Consider the following 20,970-nt stretch of genomic DNA (forward strand, 5'->3'; position numbering starts at 1 on the left):
GCTAGAAACCAGAAGTACGACGGCGGGCCTGCTGCAATCGCAGCAGGCCCGCCTTTTGTGTCGGTCAGCCTGCTTCTAGACTGACCCGCTTTGTGGAGACCACTCAGCTTCTATTTCTTTACCGTGACCTTCACCGTGGCCACCGGATCCCCGTCCGAGCCCGTGGCCGTGATGGTTGCAACGCCTGTCGGAGTGCCCGCAGGTATGGTCAGGGTGACCTTCGCCGCGCCCTTTTCGTCCGTCAACACCGATCCCAGCGTTGTGGCCCCGTTGCTCAGGACCACCTTGTCCCACCTGTCGAATCCGGCCAGCGTGAACGTCAGCGCACCGCCGGGTTTAACGCTCCCCGCGCTGGCTTTCAAGGACGGTGCCACATCCGCGGTGATCCTCACCGTGACGGTGCGGATCCTGTCGGCGTTGCCTGCCTCGTCAAAGGACCGGTAGCTCACCACAAAGTCGCCAATTGTGGAGAACTTCACTGAGCCACCTGCCTGGATGTTGGTCCAGGCGCCCTGGTTCACCTTGTACTCGATCCTGGCGACGCCGGACAACGTGTCCCTCGCCGAGAAGAGCACGCTTACCGGGTTCCGGGGCGTTCCAACAGCCGAACCGGGCGTGGTGAGAGCCGACGTCGTCGGCGTGATCTTGTCGATCCTCACCGAAACACTGCCGGCAGAACCGTCAACCACCACGTTGTTCTTCAGCAGGCGGTGGTCAACCGTATGCAGTCCACTGGTGGAGATAGTGAACGGCTGCGCTGCGGATCTCCAGGCGCCGCCGTCGAGACGGTACTCAGCCACGGATCCTGAAGGCGCCGCGATGGTCACAGTCACGTCCTTCGCATACCAGCCCTCGGCCGAGGGCTGGGCTGCCGACGCCAGTGAGACAGTTGCCTTGGCGACGGCGGCTGCAGGCACCAGCGCGGACTGCGCTGCATTCACGTTGCCGGCAACATCGACCGCACGGTACTCAACGGTGGCCGCCCCGGCACCAACCGTGACTTCGGCACCGGCACCTGCCACGGCTGTCCATGCCTCGGCTCCGTCAACCCGATACTCCAGTCCGGCTACACCGGACCCCGGCTCCGCGTCGGCTCCGGCCAGCGCGACCTTCCGGGCCACGGCGTCCACCACAGCCGACGCTGACGGGACTACGCGGTCAATCTTGAAGGCCCGATCCACGACGGCGGATACGTTGCCGGCGGCGTCCACGGCGCGGACGTTCAATGAAGGACTTCCATCAGCCAGCACCAACGGTGCGAACACGTCCCAGGTCATGCCGCCATCGCGGCTCACCTCGATCCGCGGCGCCGCACCGCTGTCATCAGTAGCAGTTGCCGTCACATTCACGATCGACTTCCACCACCCGTTCGTGCCATCGGGTGCGTCAGGAGACACCGTCACGGTCAACACTGGCGCGGTGGTGTCCGGAGCGGCAATAGTGATGGTCGCAGCCTTCGCCGCCGAGGTGTTTCCTGCTGCATCGGATGCCCGGTAGTCCAGCTTGTGCGCACCGGCTCCGGAGACCGAGACCGGTGCCGCGTACGTGGTCCAGGGAGCGCCGTCGAGCGAGTACGTCAGCGCATCCAGACCCGAACCGCCGTCGGCATCGCTGCCGGCCAGAGTCACCTCGATCGGGCCCAGCGACTTTCCGCCCTGGTCGTCGAACACTGCCGAAACCTGCGGCGCCGTAATGTCCCGCCGGACCTCCAGCGTGGTGACCGCGGACTGGTTTCCGCCATTGTCCGTAGCCCTGACCTCGACGGCGGACGTGCCCTCGCCGATCGCAACGGCCGCCGAATAGGGCAGCCAGGCACCGCCGTCGAGCCTGTACTCAATGGTCACGGCGGAATCGTCAGTAGCGGAAGCAACCAAGGCCACATCTCCCGTGTACCAGCCGTTGCTGCCGGTGGGGGCAGCAGGATCCAAAGCAGCGGTCAGTACCGGCGCTGCAGAGTCCGAAACAACAACCTTGATCTGCACGTTCTTGTACGCATCAGCCAGTTCTTCGGCTGCCGTCATGTTGAAGACCGGCTGGCCGTCAAAACCGAAGTGCACCGTTGCTGCCCTGGCGTGCCGCCCTGGATCAAACAGGCCTCCGTCACCCTGATCGCCCGGGCCGGATACCTCTCCGACGGTCCGCGAGTGGAACACGATCACGGGGTTTCCGTACTCGTCCACAGTGAAGGAGTTGTGGCCCGGGCCTGCCTGGCCGGGAACGTCCGCTGTGGTCAGGATGGGATACGGGTTCTTGGCCCACGACGCCGGGTTCATCAGATCGGCGCCCTCTGCAGCCGTCAGCAACCCGATGCAGTAGGCCGCGTCCACGGTGGCTGCGGAGAAGGTGAGGAACACCTTCCCGTCCTTCTTGATCACGGCAGGACCCTCGTCCACCGACTGGCCCGCGTTCTTCTCCCATGCCATGGTGGGCGTGGTGAGCAGGATCGACTTGCTGGTCAGCTGCGACGGATCAGCGGGATCAATGGTGGCCATCCGCAGGTTGGACGCACCGGGCTTTTCGGCCCACACCACGTAATGCTTGCCGGCGTTCTCGAAGTACGTCATGTCCAGCGAGAAGCCTCGGAAGGCCTCCGTGTCACCGGCTGCGGGCTTCATCCGGCCCAGTTCGCGCCACTTGCTGCGGTCCATCAGGTCGGTGCCATCGAGCTTCAGCACCACGGGCCGGATGCTCCACACACTGCTGTCGATGCTGGCGGTGAAGAACACGTACCAGCTGTCGCCAACCTTGTGCAGTTCCGGTGCCCAGATGTACCGGTTCAGGGCGGAGGTGTTCTCGTCCCAGATGGTCACCTCGGGTGCGGTGCCCAGCCCTGCGATCGTGGTCGCCCGGCGCAGGGTCACGCGGTCGTAGCCCTCCGGGTCTCCGCTGCCCACCATCGGGTAGGAAGCGGTGAAGTAGTAGTACCCGTCATCGCCCTTGATCACGTCCGGATCGGCCCGCTGCGCCACAAGCTTCTCCGGATAGGTGGGCCGCTGGACCGTGCCGTTGACCGTGTACGTTCCCGGCTTTCCGGATTCGACGGCGGCAACATCGGCAGCGTTCCACTGCACGCCCATCTTGGTGGTGGAACCGTTGTTGTACTGCACGTCCGACGTCGTCGGCAGCCTGAGCTGCGCACCGCCGTCGAGCTTTACATCACTGAACGGAGCAACACCGGTGTTGAAGAGCCGGCTGTGCTTGGCGATCACCCGGTCATATTCAACCTTGGTGAGCCCGATGGAGGACGCCTCCAGTGCACCCGCGGGGAACGTACCCTGACCTGCTGCGGGCACAGCCGGCACCTCAACAGGGTCCGTGAAGGAGGTGAAGTCCTTCGTGGTGACCTGGTACGTCTTGCCGTCACCCAGGGCCACGAACGTCAGCCGGTAGGCCGCGATGCTGTTGTCGTACTTCACGGCGACAGACTTCGCTGCAAGGTTCCTGCTGTTGAACGGGACCAGCCGCTCCCCCGTGAACGCAGTCAGGTCCGCCGAGTCGTAGACGTAGATCGACGAGGAGTTGCTGTCCACCGTGGCGACGAGGCCAAAGGAGCCGTCCACCTTCCGGAACAACGTGGGTGAACCGAACTTCACAGCACCGAGGGTCGGGTAGAGCACCGCACGGCCGTTGTTCAGTCCGGCGTACGTGCCGCCTTCCGCGTTCTGGGAAGCAAGGTGGAGCGCATCCGTGCGGGCAGTGTTCCCTGACTGGATGTACGTGCCGATCCGCCCCGCGTCCGCTGCCAGCACCTTCACGGTGTAGTTGCGGACCTCGGTCAGGCTGTCGGCGGCGAACGTCGCCGACAGCATGACCGAGGCATCGGTGGACGGCCGGGTGACCTTTCCTGCCCCGGAGAGGACCTGGGCGTCCGAGGACCGCCAAGAGACGGCTACGTTCCCGATGGTTGTGGGGAGGCTGATGTCCTCCGTCACGACGCCGATGGCGGGGTTGTAGGAATCGGCCACCAGTTTCAAATCCTTCTGCGGAGTATTCGCTATGACCGTGAAGGTAAAGGTGCGGGTGGTGCTCTGGCCTGCGAGTTCCAGGGTCGCGGTCACGGTGACCGTGGCGTCCTCGGTAGCTGGCCGGGTGACCTTGCCGTTCGCGTCCAGGTGCGCCGGGTCCGAACTCGACCAGGTGATCTTGGACCCCTTCGCCCCGGCGTGCGGCAGTGTCAGGTCCGCAGCGATGGTCTCCGGGCCAAGGTTCAGCGCGGCAGCATCGGCGTCCAGGGCAGCCTTGGCTACAGCCGGATCCGATCCCGCATAGAACGCGTTCGCCACGTCAGCATCAGAGAGCGCCGTGCTGTAAACCGACACGTCCCGCACCCCGCCCTTGTAGAACGGGTCCGGATATGAAGACCGGCCAATGTACCCCACCAGCCCGGTGCCGAAGTCAGACACGTTCCGGGTCGTCGCCACCGTGCCGATCTTCACGCCGTTGTAGTAGCCCGTGATCGAGCCCGGCTTGATCACCGTCGTATACAGCGCCCAGTCAGTGCCCGTCGCCGGACCCGCAACACCCATGGACAACGTCGTTGGGGAAATACCGGCCTCGGTGCCCCACGGTGCCGAAGCGTTCAAACTGTCAGTGATCACCGATTTGAACAGCCCCTGCTGGTTCCGCGGGTTCAGCAGCCAGTACTGGCTCGGTGGCGAGGCGGCCGAGCCGAAGAACATCGCCGCGTAGTTCCCGGAGCCGGTCTCGTTCTTCAGCCACGTCGAGACCGTCAACGTGTTCTGGCCATCAAACATCCCGGCCGGCAGCTTCACATGCGCCGCGCCGCTCGTCGAGGAACCACCGGGCAGCATCAGATCCTTACCCGAAACCGTCGCCCCCGAACCCACAATCGTTGCCGTCTTACCATTCCCCGAAGCATCAGGAACAGAGGTCCCGGCAACAGCCGAGAAATCATAACGCGCCATCAGCTTCGGCCCCACCACCTCCGGCGAGGACTGTGCCGACGCCGGCGAATCACCGATGGCGTTGGTGGCCACTACCGTTGCGTGGTAGCTTCCGGTTTCCAGCTCGGAGAATCGCGTGGACGTGACGGACGCATCCACCTTTGAAGTCCGGTAGATGGCCCCGTCCGAGCGGTAAAGGGTCACGTTGTACCCGGTAATCGGCGAACCGCCGTCGACCGGCTTTACCCAGGACGCGATCAGGGCCGAGGGCCCGTCCAGTGTCAGCGACGGCGCAGCCGGAGCGGCCGGGGCCACCTCCTCGCCGGTCGAGGGGTTCTGGGCAACAACCGTCAGCTGGTATTGGCGGGTGACGGTCTTGGTGCCGAGCGTAAGGGTTGCCGTGAGCGTGACCGGAGCATCGGCGTCGGCCGGGCGGGTGACCTGACCGGTGACCGAGATGATTGCGGGATCCGAAGATGCCCAGCTGATGGCCGAGCCCTTGGCACCGCTCGTGGGGAGGGTGAGGTTCCCGGTCACCTGGGTGGGGCCCAGGTTGATGGCATCGGCATCTGCCTGGAGTGCGGCGTCAACAACGGCCGGGTCCACGGTGCTCAAGTAGTAGTCCTTTATCTGTTCTGCCGTCTTCGCGGTGCTGTGCACCAGGACGTCCTTGACTCCGCCCTTGTAGAAGGGGTCGGGGTAGGAGGACCGGCCAATGTACGAGACCAGGCTGGAGCCGAAGTCACTCACCTTCCGCGTGGTGGCCACGGTGCCGATCTTGGTTCCGTTGAAGTAACCGGTGATCTGGTTGGGTTCGATGACTGTGGTGTACAGGCCCCAGGAATTGTCCGTCAGAGGACCGGCGATGCCCTGCGCGGCGTTGGTCGGCGAGATGCCGGCCTCGGTTCCCCACGGCGCGGAGGTGCTGTTGCCGTTGGTGATCACAGACTTGAACCGGCCTTGGGAGTTGCGCGGATTCAGCAGCCAGTACTGGCTCGGCGGATTGCTCGCTCCCCCAAAGAACATTGCGGCGTAGTTTCCGGAGGCAGTCTCATTCTTGAGCCAGGCGGAAATGGTCAGCGTGTTCTGGCCATCGAACGTTCCAGTGGGCAGTTGCACGTAGGCAGCCGTGCTGTTGGCCGCGCCGCCGGGCAGGGTCAGGACATTGCCGGCGACCGTTGCGCCGGCGCCTTTGAGGACACCGTCACGCCCCCACGGGGACGAGTCCGGCACCACGGTTCCGGTGACCTTCGAGAAGTCGTAGTGGAGGAGGGTGTCGCTGCCGGCGGGGATCATGGAAATGATGGCCGTGGCGGTCAGATCCGTGCCGGTGACTGCTCCGGTCACGGTGACGTTGCCTTCGCGGGTGTAGTAGTCAGCAGGCGCGGGAGCGTTCCAGGTGACGGCCAGATCCCGCGTGCTGTTGTCGGCGAAAGTCACCGTCGCTGTGCGGGGCAGTTTTGCGGGGGTTCCAACGACGGCGGCTGTCTTGACCTCGGCCACGGACGTCGCCTTGGGCAGGTAGGTGCCCATGAGGGCCTTCTGCTCGGCAGCCGTGATAGGCATGATGGTTCCGTGGCGCGGGGCCGGGGACGGCAGGGAGTATCCGGTCGGAACCGCCCAGTTGGCGTTCTGCAGACTCTGGGAGAACAGCGGAATGTACTTCCGTCCGCCGAATTCGTCAACGAACAGGTAGTAGCCGGGGCCGTTGACGTCGCCGTCGTTCGCCTTGAACACGGTGGGGCCTTCGACGGCGGCCGTTCCGGCATTCTTGCCGATGCAGGTGGCGTCGAGCTTCCAGGTGTCAGAGGTGGCGGAGGTCACCGTGGTCACGGCGGTGAGGCTGGTGGAGTGCTCCTGCATGATGTCCAGGCAGCCACTGGCCTGGGCCTCGTCCTTGGTGAAACGGTAGTACGTGCCGTTCTCGGCGATCACCGTACTGTCGATCCTGGACTTGCCCGTGTTCTGCCAGACCTTCGCCGGGCTGAACGTCACGAAGTCGCGGGTGGTGGCGTAGAGCATCTGGTTCGGCTGGCCCTCGCTGTGGTCCGCGGTGGTGTAGAGCTTCGAGGCCCAGAAAACGACGTACTCGCCGAGGCTGGAATCGTAGTAAGCCTCGGGCGCCCAGGTGTTGCCGGCGTTGTCCGGGGAGATCTTCACGTGCCGCTGATCCGACCAGTTAACGAGGTCCGTGGACTCCCAGATTTCGATGTACTGGCTGCCTTGGCGCTGCGAAGCATCCCACGTGGTGCCGCTGCCGATCGAGAGGTCGGTGGCGATCATGTAGAACTTGTCGCCCTCCGGGGAACGGACGATGAACGGGTCACGCAGGCCCTTGGTGCCCATGGTGGAGGTCTTTACCGGCTGGCCACCGTTGAGGGACAGCCAGTTCCGGGCGTCGTTGCCGTTGCTGGCGCCGAAGTAGATCTTCTCACCGGCGATGGAGTCCCCGGTGAAGTACGGGAACATGTACGCCTCGAATTTCGGCGTCTCCGGGAGGGCGGGGACCACGGCGTTGAACGTCTTCGTGGTGGAGGCGTCGTTCCTGGTGATGGTGGCGGTCAACGTGACGTCGTCGGTTGCCTGGCCGGTGGCGGGGCGGTGCACCACACCGCTCGGGTCAACCACCGCATTGTCCTCTGAGGCCCACGCGATCGAGGTTCCCTCCGCGCCGGCCGACGGAAGCGTCAGGTTCCCTCGAACGTCGTTGATGTTTGTTACAGCAAGAGCGCTGGCGGCTGCCTGCACCGCAGCTGCATCCTCAGGAGTGACGGCGAGCGCGGGCTGCGCCGGCCCGATCACCAGGGTTGATGCAATACAGAAAGTAGCAATGGTGGAAGCAACCCGTAGCCAGGTACCGCTCGTTGTCATGAACACTCCTCTGTGTTTGACTCCCGCCCAGGGCAATTGGGGGCAAGCTTGCGCCGCGGGCGGATAGAGCGATGTGAGCGCTCACAAACTGGAACTTTAGAGCGGACGGAGGCTTTAGGCAATAGGCAGGCACTAAAGTTGCCCTCGTGACGGGGTAACTGCGGCCTTTGTTACGCGGTGAAGACGGCCCTGGCTGTAGCCCCTACAAGGGCAACAGACCTAAATGAAGCAGAAGCTTATGAAACGGATGCAGGCTCCTGGATTGTCAGGAGCCTGCACCTGTTCGACGCCTGGGTGGTCTCTCCAGCGCCGCGTTTCGGTCATCGCCGCGTCGGGGGACGGGCGGTGACCGAAGTTGTGGGTTAGAGCAGCGCCCCTTCCTCTTCCTGGTCGGCCTTGCGACGGCGGATGAAGATCAGGCTTCCGCCGGCTGCCAGGAGAAGGGCCCCGAGGAGCAGGAGTCCGCCGATGGCCTGGGCACCGGTATCGGCGAGGTCCGCTGCAGGTGGGATGACCGGCACGATCGGGGAATCGACCGGGTTGGTGGTGCAGAGCGGGCTGTCTGCTGCACAGATCGGCTCTTCACCGGTGGCTGCGACCACGTTCCCGAGGGTGTGGTTCACCCCTTCGGCGTAGGGCTTGACCGTGACGGTGTAGCTCACTGTCGCCGTGTTGCCGGTGGCCAGGGCCCCGGTGAACACGATGGTTTCGCCGCTGGTGGTTGCTGTCACGCCGCCAGTGGTGCTGGTCGGTCCGGCTTTGAGCGTCGCGTCGTCCAGGACATCTTTCATGTGGTCGGTGTATGCGATAACCCCGTCGGCTGCTTCCTCGTTCGTTGAGGTGTTGGTAAATGTCACCGTGTAGGTCACGTCCTGCCCGCCGATGACCTTCGTTCCGGAGGCCGGATCGGCTGTCTTGGTCACCACGATGTTGGAGACGTAGTTGACCGTGCAGCCCGGGTGTTCCTGGTCCGCCGGGATACACTCGGCAGGAGCTTCGGCGCCCTCGTTGACGAGGAAGTTCCCGAGCCGGTCATCACCGCGCTGCCCGTCAGGGTTGAGGGTCACGGTGTAGGTCACGGTGACCAGCTGGCCCGGGGTCAGGGATCCGGTGACCGTGAACCGGCCGTCAGCCACGGGTGTGACTGTCAGTGCCGGGTCTGAGCTGGCCGGAGCGGAGGTGAGGGTTGCGTCATCCAGTATCTGAGTCAGGACGTCGTCTTTGTTCACCGCCACGTCAGCTGTTCCGGTGTTCTGGAAATGCAAGGTGTAGGTCATGACCTTCCCCGGCTGCACTGTTGTCCCGGAGACCGGGTCAACCGTCTTCCAGGCATCCAGCTCACCGATGAAGTGCTCCGTGACCGGCAGCGGGCAATCCGCCTCGACCAGACACGTCGGCACATCCGGGGTGAGGACGTTCCGGGCGGTGTTGTTGCCGCGTTCACCGTCAGGGTTGATGGTGACGTGGTAGGTGACCGTGACCGTCTGTCCCGGCTGGATCTGGCCGGTGGTCCGGATCTGGTCACCCGTCCTGACAGCCGTGACGGCCGGGATGGAGGAGACCGGCTCCGAGGACACTGTCGCGTCGTCGAGGACGTCGGCGAGGTTGTCGGTGGAATCCACCGGACCCGCTACCTGCCCGTCATTGGTGAACGACAGGGTGTAGGTCACGACCTGTCCTGCGTTCATGGCTGTGCCAGCGGCGGGGTCTGAGGACTTGCCAGGCACAACGTGAGGCAACAAGGTGATCACGTTGGCAGGAGGGTCACATATCTCCGGCGCCGTGCACAGTGCCTGGGCTGTATTGGAGAGTGCATGGTCGCCGTCGTTGGTTACGGTCACGGTGTAGGTGATGGTCGCGCTCTGCCCGATGCCCAACGCGCCGGTCCAGTTCAGGGAAGGTGCCGTGTAGGACAGCTGGCCTCTTGTGGCGGTCGCGTCGTTGTTGAACGTTGCATCGTCCAGGACCCCGGTCAGGTCGTCAACTGCAGCAGCCGGCGCCTCCGCGGTGTAGTCAGCGGCCCCGTCGTTCGTGACGGTGACTGTGTAGGTCATGGTGCCGCCGGTGTTCACGGGTGTTGCCGTTGCGGTGCCTTTTGTCACCGAGACGTGCCTGATCGCGTTGGTGGTGCGGCAGGTTGTGTCACCGGGAAGGCAGTTGGCATCCCCGCCGAGCACGTTTGCCAGCACATGGTCACCCTGTTGGGCGAACGCGTTCACCGTCACCGTGTAGGTGATGGTGTAGGTGGCCCCTGCCGGGACGGATCCGGCGATGTCAATCTGTGAGCCGTTGAGCACGGCGGTGAGCGCGGCGTTGGACGACGTGGGCCCGGCGGTGATTGTGGCGTCGTCCAGGACGCCGGAGGCGTCGTCGGACTCATCGACCGTAGCGGTTGCCTGGCCTGTGTTCTCGAAGTGCAGCGTGTAGGTCACTGCCTGGCCAGCACCAACAGGGGTCCCGGATGCCGGGTCCACACTCTTGCGCGTCTGCAGCGCCGAGCCGGGGATCCGGACCGACCGGCAAGGTTCGGCGGTGTCCTGGGCAAGTTCCGCCGGAACACAGGCGACGTTCACCAGGTCATGGTCACCGCCGGTTGAATCGTAGGTGACCGAATAAGTGATGGTTGCCGTGCCTCCGGCAGGAAGGGCACCGGACCAGTTCAGCTTCTGCTCTCCGGAATCAAAGGAAACCGTTCCGGTGTTGGCCGTGGCGTCGTTGTTGTAGGCGGCGTCGTCGAGGACGTTGGACAGGTTATCGGAAGCTGTTCCGGGAGCAGCGGCCGTGAAGTCGCCGGCTCCGGCGTTGTTGACGGTGACCGTGTAGGTCACCACTCCGCCGTTAGCTGGTAGCTCTGTGGTGTTCGCTGTTTTGGAGATCGACAGCCGTGGTAGTTCCGTCACGGTTGTTGCGCACGCGGAGCCGTCCGCTTCAGCGTCCGGAACGCAGGCGCTGTTGCTCACCTGAGCATCGCCGCCGGGCTGCAGCGTGACGGTGTAGGTGATGGTTGCGGTTTCGCCGATCTTCAAGGGTCCGGACCATGTGAGGTTTGTGCCGGTGAGTGTCGGCTGGGCTGAGGTTGACCCGTCGGAGAAGGACACAGCGGCGTCGTTGTTGAATTCTGCGTCGTCGAGCACACCCGAGAGGTCATCGGTCATCGTTGCTGGTGTTCCGGCAGTGTAGTGGCCGGTTCCCGTGTTCGTTGCCGTCACTGTGTAGGTGATGGTGTCCCCGGGGCGGGTGTCGGCGGTGGCGTCCGAGGTTTTCCCAAGCGACAACGCCGGGTTCAGCACGGTCACAGCGTAGTCTTCGACCTCACCACCGGCAGCGCTTCCCGTCGGTTGAGGATCGGCGATGACTTCACTGAAGATCCGGAACCGTGCATAGGAGTCTGCTCTGGCGGTTCCCCCTGGGAAGACCAGCTGGTAGCTGTTCGTCCCTGAATTCGCCGGGACCGTCGCGGTCACCCGTTCGGTGGTTTGGAAGCCGCCGTCGCCGTTGAGGTCGATCCAGCCGGCCAGAGTAACGTCAGCGTCTGAGTCATTGGTCGCGGACACCGACACCGTTGAGGCCTGGTTCCGTGTGATCACGATAGGCCCGGCGATGCTGTCCTCATCGGCGCCGTCGCCGGTTGCGCCAGTGGCGGGCTGGCCGTCGGGCTCGATGTCACGGAGAGTACCCAGGGTCGGGCCGTTGGCCACATGTGCTGCACCGTCGCTGGAAATCAGCGTGCCGTACGAGTCCGGTGCGTCACCGAACTCACAGGTCGACATGAAACTGATGTCATCGATGGCCAGGTCGTTGCCACTGCCGCCGGGGGCGGTGTTCATCAGCTCCAGCCGGACTGTTGATTGCGACGCTGCGAACTGCAGCGCGAACCGCTGCCACTCCAGGGAGGATGTAGCCGCAATATCGCCGGTGTCCAGCTCCGACAACACCAGATCGGTCGCAGGGTCCACGACCCGGAACTTCACGTTGGGCAGAATGGGAGATCCTACGTTGTTCGCGTTCGTGATCCACGCTGCGAAATCGTACGTGGTACCGGGAACCAATCCTGTGAACGTGCGCTGGAAAAAGTGCCCAGGGGTGAATGATGCGTTGATGACCATCATCCGCCCGTTGGTGTCGTCCATTGTGTGATCTGAGGCTGTGTGCCACCATCCGCCCGCGGCGCCCGGCAGGGCTGACAGCAGCGCATATTCGCCGTCGTTAACGGCTGCGGAACCTTCGTAGAGGTACGTCGTCTGACCACCGGGCAACGGTGCACCGTAGCCTGTCCCTGCACCGAAGGTTTCCACGAATGGCGCCGCGCAGGAGACCGGAACCAGGGTGGCGACCCGGGCGAGGTAGTCTTCCACTTCTCCGTCAGTTGCTGCGCCCAGTGCGCGTTCGTCTACGGCCGGGGTGTTGGGATCATCGAGGAGCTGGTCCGTTGTGAGACGCAACCTGACGGATGGTGTAGCACCGTCCTGGAAAGTCGTCAGCCCGGAGAAGTCCAGGCTGGCGCTGGTCGCACCGGCAGGCACCGCAACGGAGGCAAACTCGTTGGCTTCGAAACTTCCGTTGATGTTCGCGTCGATCCAGCCGTAGAGCGTGGCGACCGCACCAGAGCTGTTGGTTACCGACACCGGAAGTGTTGTGCCTGTCGAGCCGGGGTTCAGGGTGATGGGACCGGTGACGCCGTCCTCGTCTGCGCCGTCACCGGTGGCGGCAGCGTTGGGCTGGCCGTCGTCTTCGAGGTCGATAGTGGCTCCGAGCATCAAAGGTGCCGTGCCAGTGGCCGAGTCAAAACCCTTCACAATGTGGCTGGGTCCACCATCTGACTGGAGCGTTCCTGCTGGTGCGTCACCGAAGTCCTCGCAGGGCTCATTGCTGGCGAAGCGGAAGTTGTCTATGAACAGGCCCGTGTTTTGCGCCGCCGGTGCGGTCTGGTTCTGCAGTTGGATTGTTGCCGATGTGCCAGTGGCAGTGAAGGTCTGGGTGAAAGTGGACCAGGTGACTGTGTAGTGTCTGGTCTCTGGCAATCCGCTGCTGCCGTTAAGAACGCCGTTAACGGAGGGCGAGAGTGAGGCCAACGATGTGAAAGGGCCACCTTGGCTAAGCAGCACGGACCCACGCGAGGCCCCCGCTTCGAGACCGCTGTAGTCGATGGAGAACGTGTACTCCGCTCCCGGGACCAGACCAGTGAACGTCTGCTCCATCGTCGCCGGCGCACTGCCCCAAAGATCGATGCTTTGATCCCCGTCGCTGGCATTGTTGTAGTACCGGAGAATATCGACCGTGCCGGCGACCGTGCTCCAGCCGCTCATTGTGGGCTGCCCGGTGCGGAACATGTTGTATCCGTCGATGTAGGCGTCCCCTGCCGTCGGGTTGTCAGGGTCTTGGATGTTCGGTGTCTCAAACGAGCCGTTTTGGGCAAGGCTGCACGCCGCTGAGACCGCTGCACTGGCTGGCAAAGCTGTCGTAAGTACGTTCGTTACGGTCAAAAGCCCGAGCAGCAGCATCGCAACCAGCGATCCCGCTACGGTTCGCATTGCTCCGGACCGGGGCGGTCGCGTCCCCACAACAAAATTTGGTCTCTGACTTGGATAGTTCAACTGTGTTCCACCTGACGGTACGGATCAGGGCACCAACGCAACCCCAATGATTCTTCGGGTCACAACATTCACAGCTGAACGCACTGCCATTTGCTCCCCCCAACGTAAATACTAAAGGTAATTTTTGACCTGTCAATTAGGCCGTTTACGCTAACAACTTTGGTCGTGAATGCAAGGTTGCTTACCAAATAGGGGACATTAATTTTGCATGCTAACAGCACCCAGTTTGTCCTGACATGACTCACTGTCGCGACCCGTATCGCTGCTACTAGTGCGCCGGAGGGGCACAAGCCTCGTAGGGCATAGCCAAACATGAAAGAACTTTAATTCCATTGTTGATGTCAAAGGAAAGCGGTGATTTACCGAAGGCATGTGGAACGCTCTTGGCTCTCTATATGTTTACGTAATTTCCACATTTAGCAGCAACAAAAAGACTGCAGCCAATTCTGAGGGGCGCCTACAGTTCTAACCACGGAAAGAGCAAAAGATGACGCTGGGGCTCGGTGAGACCTGCTACCTGAGGGGCGGCGGGTAGTTGAATGGTTGGCGCGTGCGGGCACAGCTGATGGAGGAACGCTGAGGACTTCGCAGCAATCGCCCTTTGGTGACTTCGTCCCGGAAGCCTTGTAGTCTCTTGGGCACTGGACCAGCGCTATTTAAGAGCACATCCCGCTAGCAAAGGAGCAACGATGCCCGCCGCCGACGACGAACTTCAGGTCCTGGATGAGTGGAGCCAGCGCCTCGCCCAGGCCCTGCAACTGCTGGACCTTGAGATCGATCAGCAACTGCTTCTTAATCTGGCCCGGAAATCCGCCGACTCGGTGATCCACGCAGCCGCACCGGTCACCAGCTTCCTGGTTGGCTACGCTGCCGGGCTCGAAGCCGGTACGGGAAGCGCTGGCTCCAAGGCGTCGTCGGGAGCGGCGATCCGCAAGGCGTCCGACGTCGCGTTCCAGCTGTGCGATCAGGGAGCCGACGGCGGCCCCGCCAGCAAGGGCTGGGCGGATACGGCGCAGTAAAAGCGGTCAGTCTCGAGCCAGGACAGCAGGGCGTGCTGTGCGGAGGTGTCGGTCAGGTGAGTGGTCCTTCCGGAGATGAGTTCACGTCGGATTCGGTGGCGAGGTCCTGGGTGTCGGCGTTCCGGAGCTGCGCCCATTGGCGCAGCCGTTCCGTGATGGCTCGCTCGTAGCCGCCGGTGGTGGGTTCATAAAAGGTTTGCCGGGGCATCCCGTCCGGGAAGTAGTTCGCGCCGGAGAACCCTGTCTCGGTGTCGGGGTCGTACTGGTACCCGTCGCCGTAGCCGAGGTCCTTCATGAGGCGGGTCGGGGCGTTGAGGATGTTCGCCGGCGGCATCAACGAGCCAGTACGTTTCGCAGCGGCGCTCGCCTTATTAAACCCGCGGTACACGCCAATCGACTTCGGCGCTGTCGCGAGGTAAATGACCGCCTGTGCGATTGCGAGTTCTCCCTCGGGTGAGCCGAGGCGTTCGTAGACGTCCCAAGCTGCGAGGGCCTGCTGGACGGCGTTCGGGTCGGCCATGCCTATGTCTTCGGTGGCGAACCGGGTGATGCGCCGAGCGATGAACAAGGGGTCTTCACCGCCGTCGAGCATCCGCGCCAGCCAGTAGAGTGCTGCGTCCGGGTCGGAGCCGCGCATCGACTTATGCAGCGCGGAGATCAGGTTGTAGTGGCCTTCCTGCGACTTGTCGTACAGCGGTGCCCGTTTCTGCACGGCGGCGGCGAGGACGGCGGGGTCGACAGGTGCGGGCAGGCCTTGCACCTGCTCGATCATGTTCAGCAGGTACCGGCCGTCACCATCCGCCATCGCGATCAGCGCCAGCCGGGCCTCGTCAGTGAGTGGCAGCGGCCGACCGAGGAGCGCTTCGGCGCGGGCGATGAGGGTATTGAGAGCGGCGTCGTCGAGTCGCTTCAAGACGAAGACCTGGCACCGGGACAGTAGCGCGCCGTTGAGTTCGAAGCTGGGGTTCTCCGTGGTCGCGCCGACGAGGACTATGGTGCCGTCTTCGACGTAAGGCAGGAAGGAATCCTGCTGGGCGCGGTTGAAGCGGTGGATCTCGTCGACGAACAGTAACGTGCCCTGACCAACCTCGCGCCTGCGTTGGGCTGCTTGGAACACTTTTCGGAGGTCGGCGACACCGGAGAAGGTGGCGGAAAGGGGTTCGAATGCGAGGTCGGTTTGCCCGGCGAGCAGCCGTGCGATTGTGGTCTTCCCGCATCCTGGTGGCCCCCACAACACCATCGACACCAGCCGTTGCGTGCCGACCATCCGGCCGATCGGCGCGTCCGCGGCGAGCAGATGGTCCTGCCCGATGACATCCTGCAAGGTGTGCGGACGGAGCCGGTCCGCCAGAGGCCGCGAGGCGGCGTCATCAACGTCGAACAGCGACGGCGTCTCACTCACTGCGATGCTTCCGGTGGCGGCCGCCGGCGAGGTCGTAGGAATCCTGCACCAGGTCTCCGATGAGCTGCTTCGTGAACCCGGTGCCGGGCCCGATGGAGATCCAGTGTTGCTTGTCGAGGTAGCGTCCTACCCTGATCGTGTCGAAGTCGCGGCGGAGCGCATCCCCGCGGTGAGGGTCGACCTTCAGGGTAATGATCTGCAGGTCAGGATCATCGTCGGTCACGATGAGGAACACCTTGTCGTGCACTTTCCACACATCAAGGTGCGGCGTGAACGGGCGCCCATTGGTGACGGCGTCGAGCGATGCCGCGACATCACGGGCGTACTGCTGAAGCGTGTCACCCTGCATGTTCATCCTCCTGGGGTCACTGACAGGAACAAGCCTATCCGGGCTCGAACCGGGACATTCCTGCCTGGACCCCTAGAACTCCAGAACGCTCAGTTCCTCGGCTGGTTTGAAGCCCAACCGCTCGTAGAGGCGGCGGGACTCGGAGGAGGGCGATAGGAGAATTCGAACCGCTCCGATGCTCCGGGAGAACTCAATGGCTGCCTGCACCAGCTGCTTTCCGATGCCCATGTTCCGGTGCTGCGGCAGGACATAGACGTTTCCGAAGTAGACCCAGCATGACTCCGCCGTCCCCGGCTTGGGCATCCGATGGAAAACCATGACGTTGAGCATCCCAATGAGCTCCCCGTCCTGTTCAGCCACCAGGACTTGGCGTGGGTTGGCTTTCGCCCACTCGAGGAAGACCTTCTCGAAGTCGGGATCTTCGATATCAGAGGGTTCCTGCTCCCCGGCCCAGATTGTACGTAGCCTGGCAAGGCGGGGGTTATCGTCAGCGGTGCCCTCACGAACAATCAGCATGGAAGTACTTTAGTGGGCTCCGTCAACAGAAGGTTGCCTACCCCGCCGCGGACGGCTCATCCGCCAGCTCCGCAGTTGGTTCCAGCCGAATAAGGACGCCTTTGGACACCGGCGTGTGGCTTCCCTCGGCGACGCTGTCCAGCGGAACCAGCACGTTGGCTTCGGGATAATAGGCTGCCGCACACCCGCGGGCTGTGGGATAGGAGACCAGCCGGAAGTTCCGCAGCACCCGGTCAATGCCGTCCGTATACACACCATGTACGTCCACATACTGACCGTCGCTGAGGCCAAGCTCGGCGAGATCCTCCGGGCTGACAAACACCACGTGGCGGCCCTTCTTGATCCCCCGGTAACGGTCGTTGTGCCCGTAGATAGTGGTGTTGAACTGATCGTGCGAGCGCATGCTCTGCAAAATCAGGGTCTTGTCCGGCCGCTCCAGATACTCCAGCTCGTTGACTGTGATCATGGCCTTGCCCGTTGGCGTGTTGAAGGTCCGTGAATCCCGGGGGCCGTGCGGCAGGAGAAAACCATCGCGCTGGCGGATCCGCCTGTTGTAGTCGTCAAAACCCACCACCACGTGCGAAATGTGGTCGCGGATGAGATCGTAGTTCCGCTCGTAGCCTGCCCAATCAGCCTGGATCCGGTCACCGACAACCTTCGCGGCGAGCCGGCTGATGATGGCCACCTCGGACAGCAGCCTGGGCGCAACCGGCTCCACTTTGCCGTAGGAGGCGTGAATCGCGCACACGGTATCCTCTACGGACACGAACTGTTCGCCGTACTCCTGGACATCGATCTCGGTACGTCCCAGCGTGGGCAGGATCAGCGCTTCCTTGCCGGTGACGGTGTGGGAGCGGTTGAGCTTCGTAGAGACCTGCACGGTCATCTCTGTGTTTTCCATAGCCGCTTCGGCGGCGTTCGTGTCCGAAATAGCAGCCACGAGATTGCCGCCCACCGCGACGAAAACCTTAATCCCGCCGTCGCGCATCCGCCGGATGGTTTCGACTGAATCCACGCCATGCTCACGCGGCGGCTCGAAGCTGAATTCCCTGCCCAAAGCGTCCAGGAAAGCGGGTGGCATCTGCTCCCAAACGCCCATGGTCCGGTCCCCCTGGACATTGCTGTGGCCGCGGATCGGGGAGGCCCCGGCGCCCGCCTTGCCGATGTTGCCGCGCAGCAACAGGAGGTTGATGATCTCCTTGATGGTGGCCACAGCCTTTTTCTGCTGCGTGAGACCCATGGCCCAGGTGATGATGACCTTGTCTGCCTTCAGGTAGCGCGCAGCGAGTTCATCGATCTCTTCGCTGCGCAGGCCGGTGGCCTTGAGCACCACGTTTTCATCCAGCGTGGCGAGATGTTCTTTCAGCTCTTCCAGCCCCTGGCAGTGCTTCTGCAGGAAGTCATGATCCAGCACCGTTCCGGGGTTTTTTGCTTCGGCGTCGAGCACCCGCTTGGAGATCGCCTGCAGCAGCGCCATGTCCCCACCGATGCGGATCTGCAGGAACTGGTCCGCCAGGTCGGTCCCCCGGCCGATGATGCCCTTCACCTTTTGCGGGTTCTTGTACCGCATGAGGCCGGCTTCCGGCAGCGGGTTGATGGCCACGATCTCCGCGCCGGCTTCCTTTGCTTCCTCAAGGGCGGTCAGCATTCGCGGGTGGTTGGTGCCAGGGTTTTGGCCCATCACAATGATCAGGTCTGATTTGGCGAAGTCCGCGTACGTGATGCTCGCTTTGCCTACCCCGATGGCCTGGCCCATCGCCCAACCGGAGGACTCGTGGCACATGTTGGAGCAGTCAGGGAGGTTGTTGGTGCCGTAGGCGCGGACGAACAGCTGGTACAGGAAGGCGGCCTCATTCGACGTCCTGCCGCTGGTGTAGAACGCAGCCTCATCCGGGCTGGCCAGGCCTTTCAGCTTGTCCGCAATAATGGTGAAGGCCTGGTCCCAGCTGACCGGACGGTAGTGATCCTCCCCCGCCGGTTTATAAACGGGTTCCGTAAGGCGTCCCTGCATTCCCAGCCAGTACTCGGTCTGCCCGCGAAGTTCACTCACGCTGTGCTCGGCCCAGAACTCCGAACCGATCACCACGGGCGTGGCCTCCCAGGTGACGGCCTTGGCGCCGTTCTCGCAGAACTCGAACGTTTTGCGGTGGTCCGGATCCGGCCACGCGCAGCTCATGCAGTCGAAGCCGTCTTTCTGGTTCAGGGCCAGCAGCGTCTTCCGCGACCGTTCGAGCCCCATGTGCTCGATTGCCGGTTTCATCGAATGGTAGACACCAGGGATGCCTGCCGCCCATTTCTTCGGGTGGTCCTTCACCTCGACGTCTTTCTCGTCGACCTCTTCCACCCGCGGGTTTTTGTCCGTCACGCTTGTCCACCTCTTGGCTTTCAGAACGGCCGTCAATCAGCTCAAGTCTAGTCCGTCCGCTCCCGCCACAGCAGTGCCACAACGAACGCCACCGCGCCGAGCCCCAGCATCACCAGCACCATCGAGCCCCAGTTGGCCTGGTTGACTCCACCGCCATAGAGGACGCCAATCAGCACGGTGGCCGTGATCGCACCAAGGTACCGTGAGGTCTGGTAAATCCCCGCCGCCACTCCCCTCTCCTGCGGTCTCGTCGATACAAACATCCCCTGGCTCGAGGAGATGCTCACCATCCCGTACGGCACGCCCAAAAGCGCTGTGAGCACCAGCACCAACGGGACGGCGAGGGACCCGGTCAGCAGCCACATCGCGCCGGAGGCGAGGGTCAGGAGTACGACGCCGGCGATCAGCACCCGCCGCACGCGGAACCGCTCGATCGCGCGGACAGCGAACGGCGTCGAGATTACGGACATAGCAGCCAACGGCAGCATCAGCAGGCCCACAATGCCGGGATCGTAGCCACCTGCTTCCTCCAGCAGTTGAGGCAATCCGAAGAAGGCGAAGTAATAGAGGCCGTTGAAGAGGGCGAAGCCCACGTAGACCAACAGGAGCGGGCGGTTCCTGCCCAGGAGCCGCAGGTCCAGGAACGGCGGGGTAAATCTCAGCTCACGCCAGACAAACAGCACGGCCAGCAGCGTTCCGCCGGCCAGCAACCACCACCGGAAATCCGGAAGCACGTTCAGCAGGGACATCATCACCAGCATGAGGGAGCCTACAAATGCGAAGATTCCAGGAATATCGGAGTCGCGCAGCAGCTCGGACACTTTGCCGTGTTCCCGCCCGGTGTCCGCAGGTGCGTATTTCCAGACCAGGAACAGTGCCGCGAGGGACAGCGGGACGTTGATCAGGAACAACGCCTGCCACCCCAGCAGGCTCACCAGCACGCCGCCGATCACTGGCCCCACAGCAGCCGCGGAGGTGTTGGACATCTGGATTCTGCCCAGCGGCCGGGTGGATTCGACCTTCGCCAGACGGGCAATAGACCCCACCATGACCACCGCGCTCGGGTAGGCGGTCGCTGTCCCGAGGGCCATGAAGGCGCGCGCCACGCAGACGAGCAGGAAGTTCTGTGAAAACGGGGCGAGGGCACAAGTCACAGCCACCAGGGCCATACCGAACAAGTAAAGCCTCCTCGGCCCGAACCTGTCCGCCAGCCTGCCCATCACTGGCTGCCCGGCGGCTGAAGTGAGGTAGAAGACGGTGATCACCCAGGTGACCGAAGCGACGTCGAGCCCGAAGTCCGCGCGCAGCACCACCAGGGCGACGGCGATCATGGACGAGTTCAGCGGGTTCAGCGCGGTGCCGAGGCTGAGGCCGGTGACGGCGAGTCCGGTCCGGGGAGTGTTGCTCACGGCAACAGTCTGGTCCACGGCAAGGACGCATCACGACTCTATTACGAGTGATTTGCGTCCCACCCGGATGTTCCGGCTGGGCGGAACAGGGGAAACCCAGGGGTCAGGACCTCGCGCCCTGTACCAAGGCAGCGTCGAGGAACTCCAGGTGGGCCGCCGTGACAGGGACCCGGCTGCCATCGTACTCCGGGTGTTTGGTCAGGAATTTCTTGATGTACGGGCACACCGGGACAATGGTCAGGCCCTCTTCAACCGTCTGATCCAGAGCCTGTGCAGCCAGCTTTTTGGCAAGGCCCTGGCCGCCGTATTCCTCGTTGATGACTGTGTGATAGAAAATGCGCTGGCTGGGATCTGTGCCATAGGTCCTGTAGGCGGCCCTGCCGATAACCTTGCCGTCGTCGAGCACTTCGAATCGTTCGCACTCCGGGTTATGCCGGATGGTGATCCCTGACATCGCAACTCCCTGGTTCTTTCTGAGATTTACTCAGGCCGTTTGGTTTGTCCCCAGCCTAGCCGTGACCAGGCAGGGTCATGGAGGTTA

General features: G+C 63.2%; 9 protein-coding genes. 1 reads left to right on the forward strand and 8 read right to left on the reverse strand.

All coding sequences use genetic code 11. The annotated features are described in order from the left end of the window. Positions 1–110: 110 nt before the first annotated feature. Positions 111–7,775: an immunoglobulin-like domain-containing protein gene (locus M1E02_RS16400; RefSeq protein WP_479375273.1), complete on the reverse strand. Its 7,665-nt coding sequence runs from the start codon at positions 7,773–7,775 to the stop codon at positions 111–113. 362 nt (positions 7,776–8,137) lie between these two features. Beyond that, on the reverse strand, positions 8,138–13,306 hold the full coding sequence (locus M1E02_RS16405) for a DUF7927 domain-containing protein (RefSeq protein ID WP_479375274.1): 5,169 nt from the start codon (positions 13,304–13,306) through the stop codon (positions 8,138–8,140). Between the two features lie 752 nt (positions 13,307–14,058). Between M1E02_RS16405 and M1E02_RS16410 the strand changes: the two genes are divergently transcribed. Next, the gene (locus M1E02_RS16410) at positions 14,059–14,388 is read left to right on the forward strand and encodes a DUF6457 domain-containing protein (RefSeq protein WP_479375275.1); all 330 of its coding nucleotides are present in this window, start codon (positions 14,059–14,061) and stop codon (positions 14,386–14,388) included. Between the two features lie 52 nt (positions 14,389–14,440). Here M1E02_RS16410 and M1E02_RS16415 read toward each other — a convergent pair whose 3' ends face one another. The 6 genes from M1E02_RS16415 to M1E02_RS16440 all read right to left on the reverse strand — a co-directional run bounded on the left by M1E02_RS16415 (position 14,441) and on the right by M1E02_RS16440 (position 20,883). Continuing rightward, positions 14,441–15,790: a replication-associated recombination protein A gene (locus M1E02_RS16415; protein WP_479375276.1), complete on the reverse strand. Its 1,350-nt coding sequence runs from the start codon at positions 15,788–15,790 to the stop codon at positions 14,441–14,443. Beyond that, the gene (locus M1E02_RS16420) at positions 15,783–16,139 is read right to left on the reverse strand and encodes an MmcQ/YjbR family DNA-binding protein (protein ID WP_479375277.1); all 357 of its coding nucleotides are present in this window, start codon (positions 16,137–16,139) and stop codon (positions 15,783–15,785) included. The genes M1E02_RS16415 and M1E02_RS16420 overlap by 8 nt, the downstream gene beginning before the upstream one ends. Before the next feature lie 72 nt (positions 16,140–16,211). Beyond that, complete coding sequence (locus M1E02_RS16425; RefSeq protein WP_479375278.1) at positions 16,212–16,655, reverse strand: GNAT family N-acetyltransferase; 444 nt, start codon at positions 16,653–16,655, stop codon at positions 16,212–16,214. A 37-nt stretch (positions 16,656–16,692) separates the two neighbouring features. Next, positions 16,693–19,020: an FdhF/YdeP family oxidoreductase gene (locus M1E02_RS16430; protein ID WP_479375279.1), complete on the reverse strand. Its 2,328-nt coding sequence runs from the start codon at positions 19,018–19,020 to the stop codon at positions 16,693–16,695. A 47-nt stretch (positions 19,021–19,067) separates the two neighbouring features. Continuing rightward, positions 19,068–20,429, reverse strand: a complete 1,362-nt coding sequence (locus M1E02_RS16435) for an MFS transporter (protein WP_479375280.1) — start codon at positions 20,427–20,429, stop codon at positions 19,068–19,070. 103 nt (positions 20,430–20,532) lie between these two features. Then, on the reverse strand, positions 20,533–20,883 hold the full coding sequence (locus tag M1E02_RS16440) for a GNAT family N-acetyltransferase (protein ID WP_479375281.1): 351 nt from the start codon (positions 20,881–20,883) through the stop codon (positions 20,533–20,535). Positions 20,884–20,970: the final 87 nt, after the last annotated feature.

The organism is Arthrobacter sp. Z5-13 (assembly GCF_056499105.1).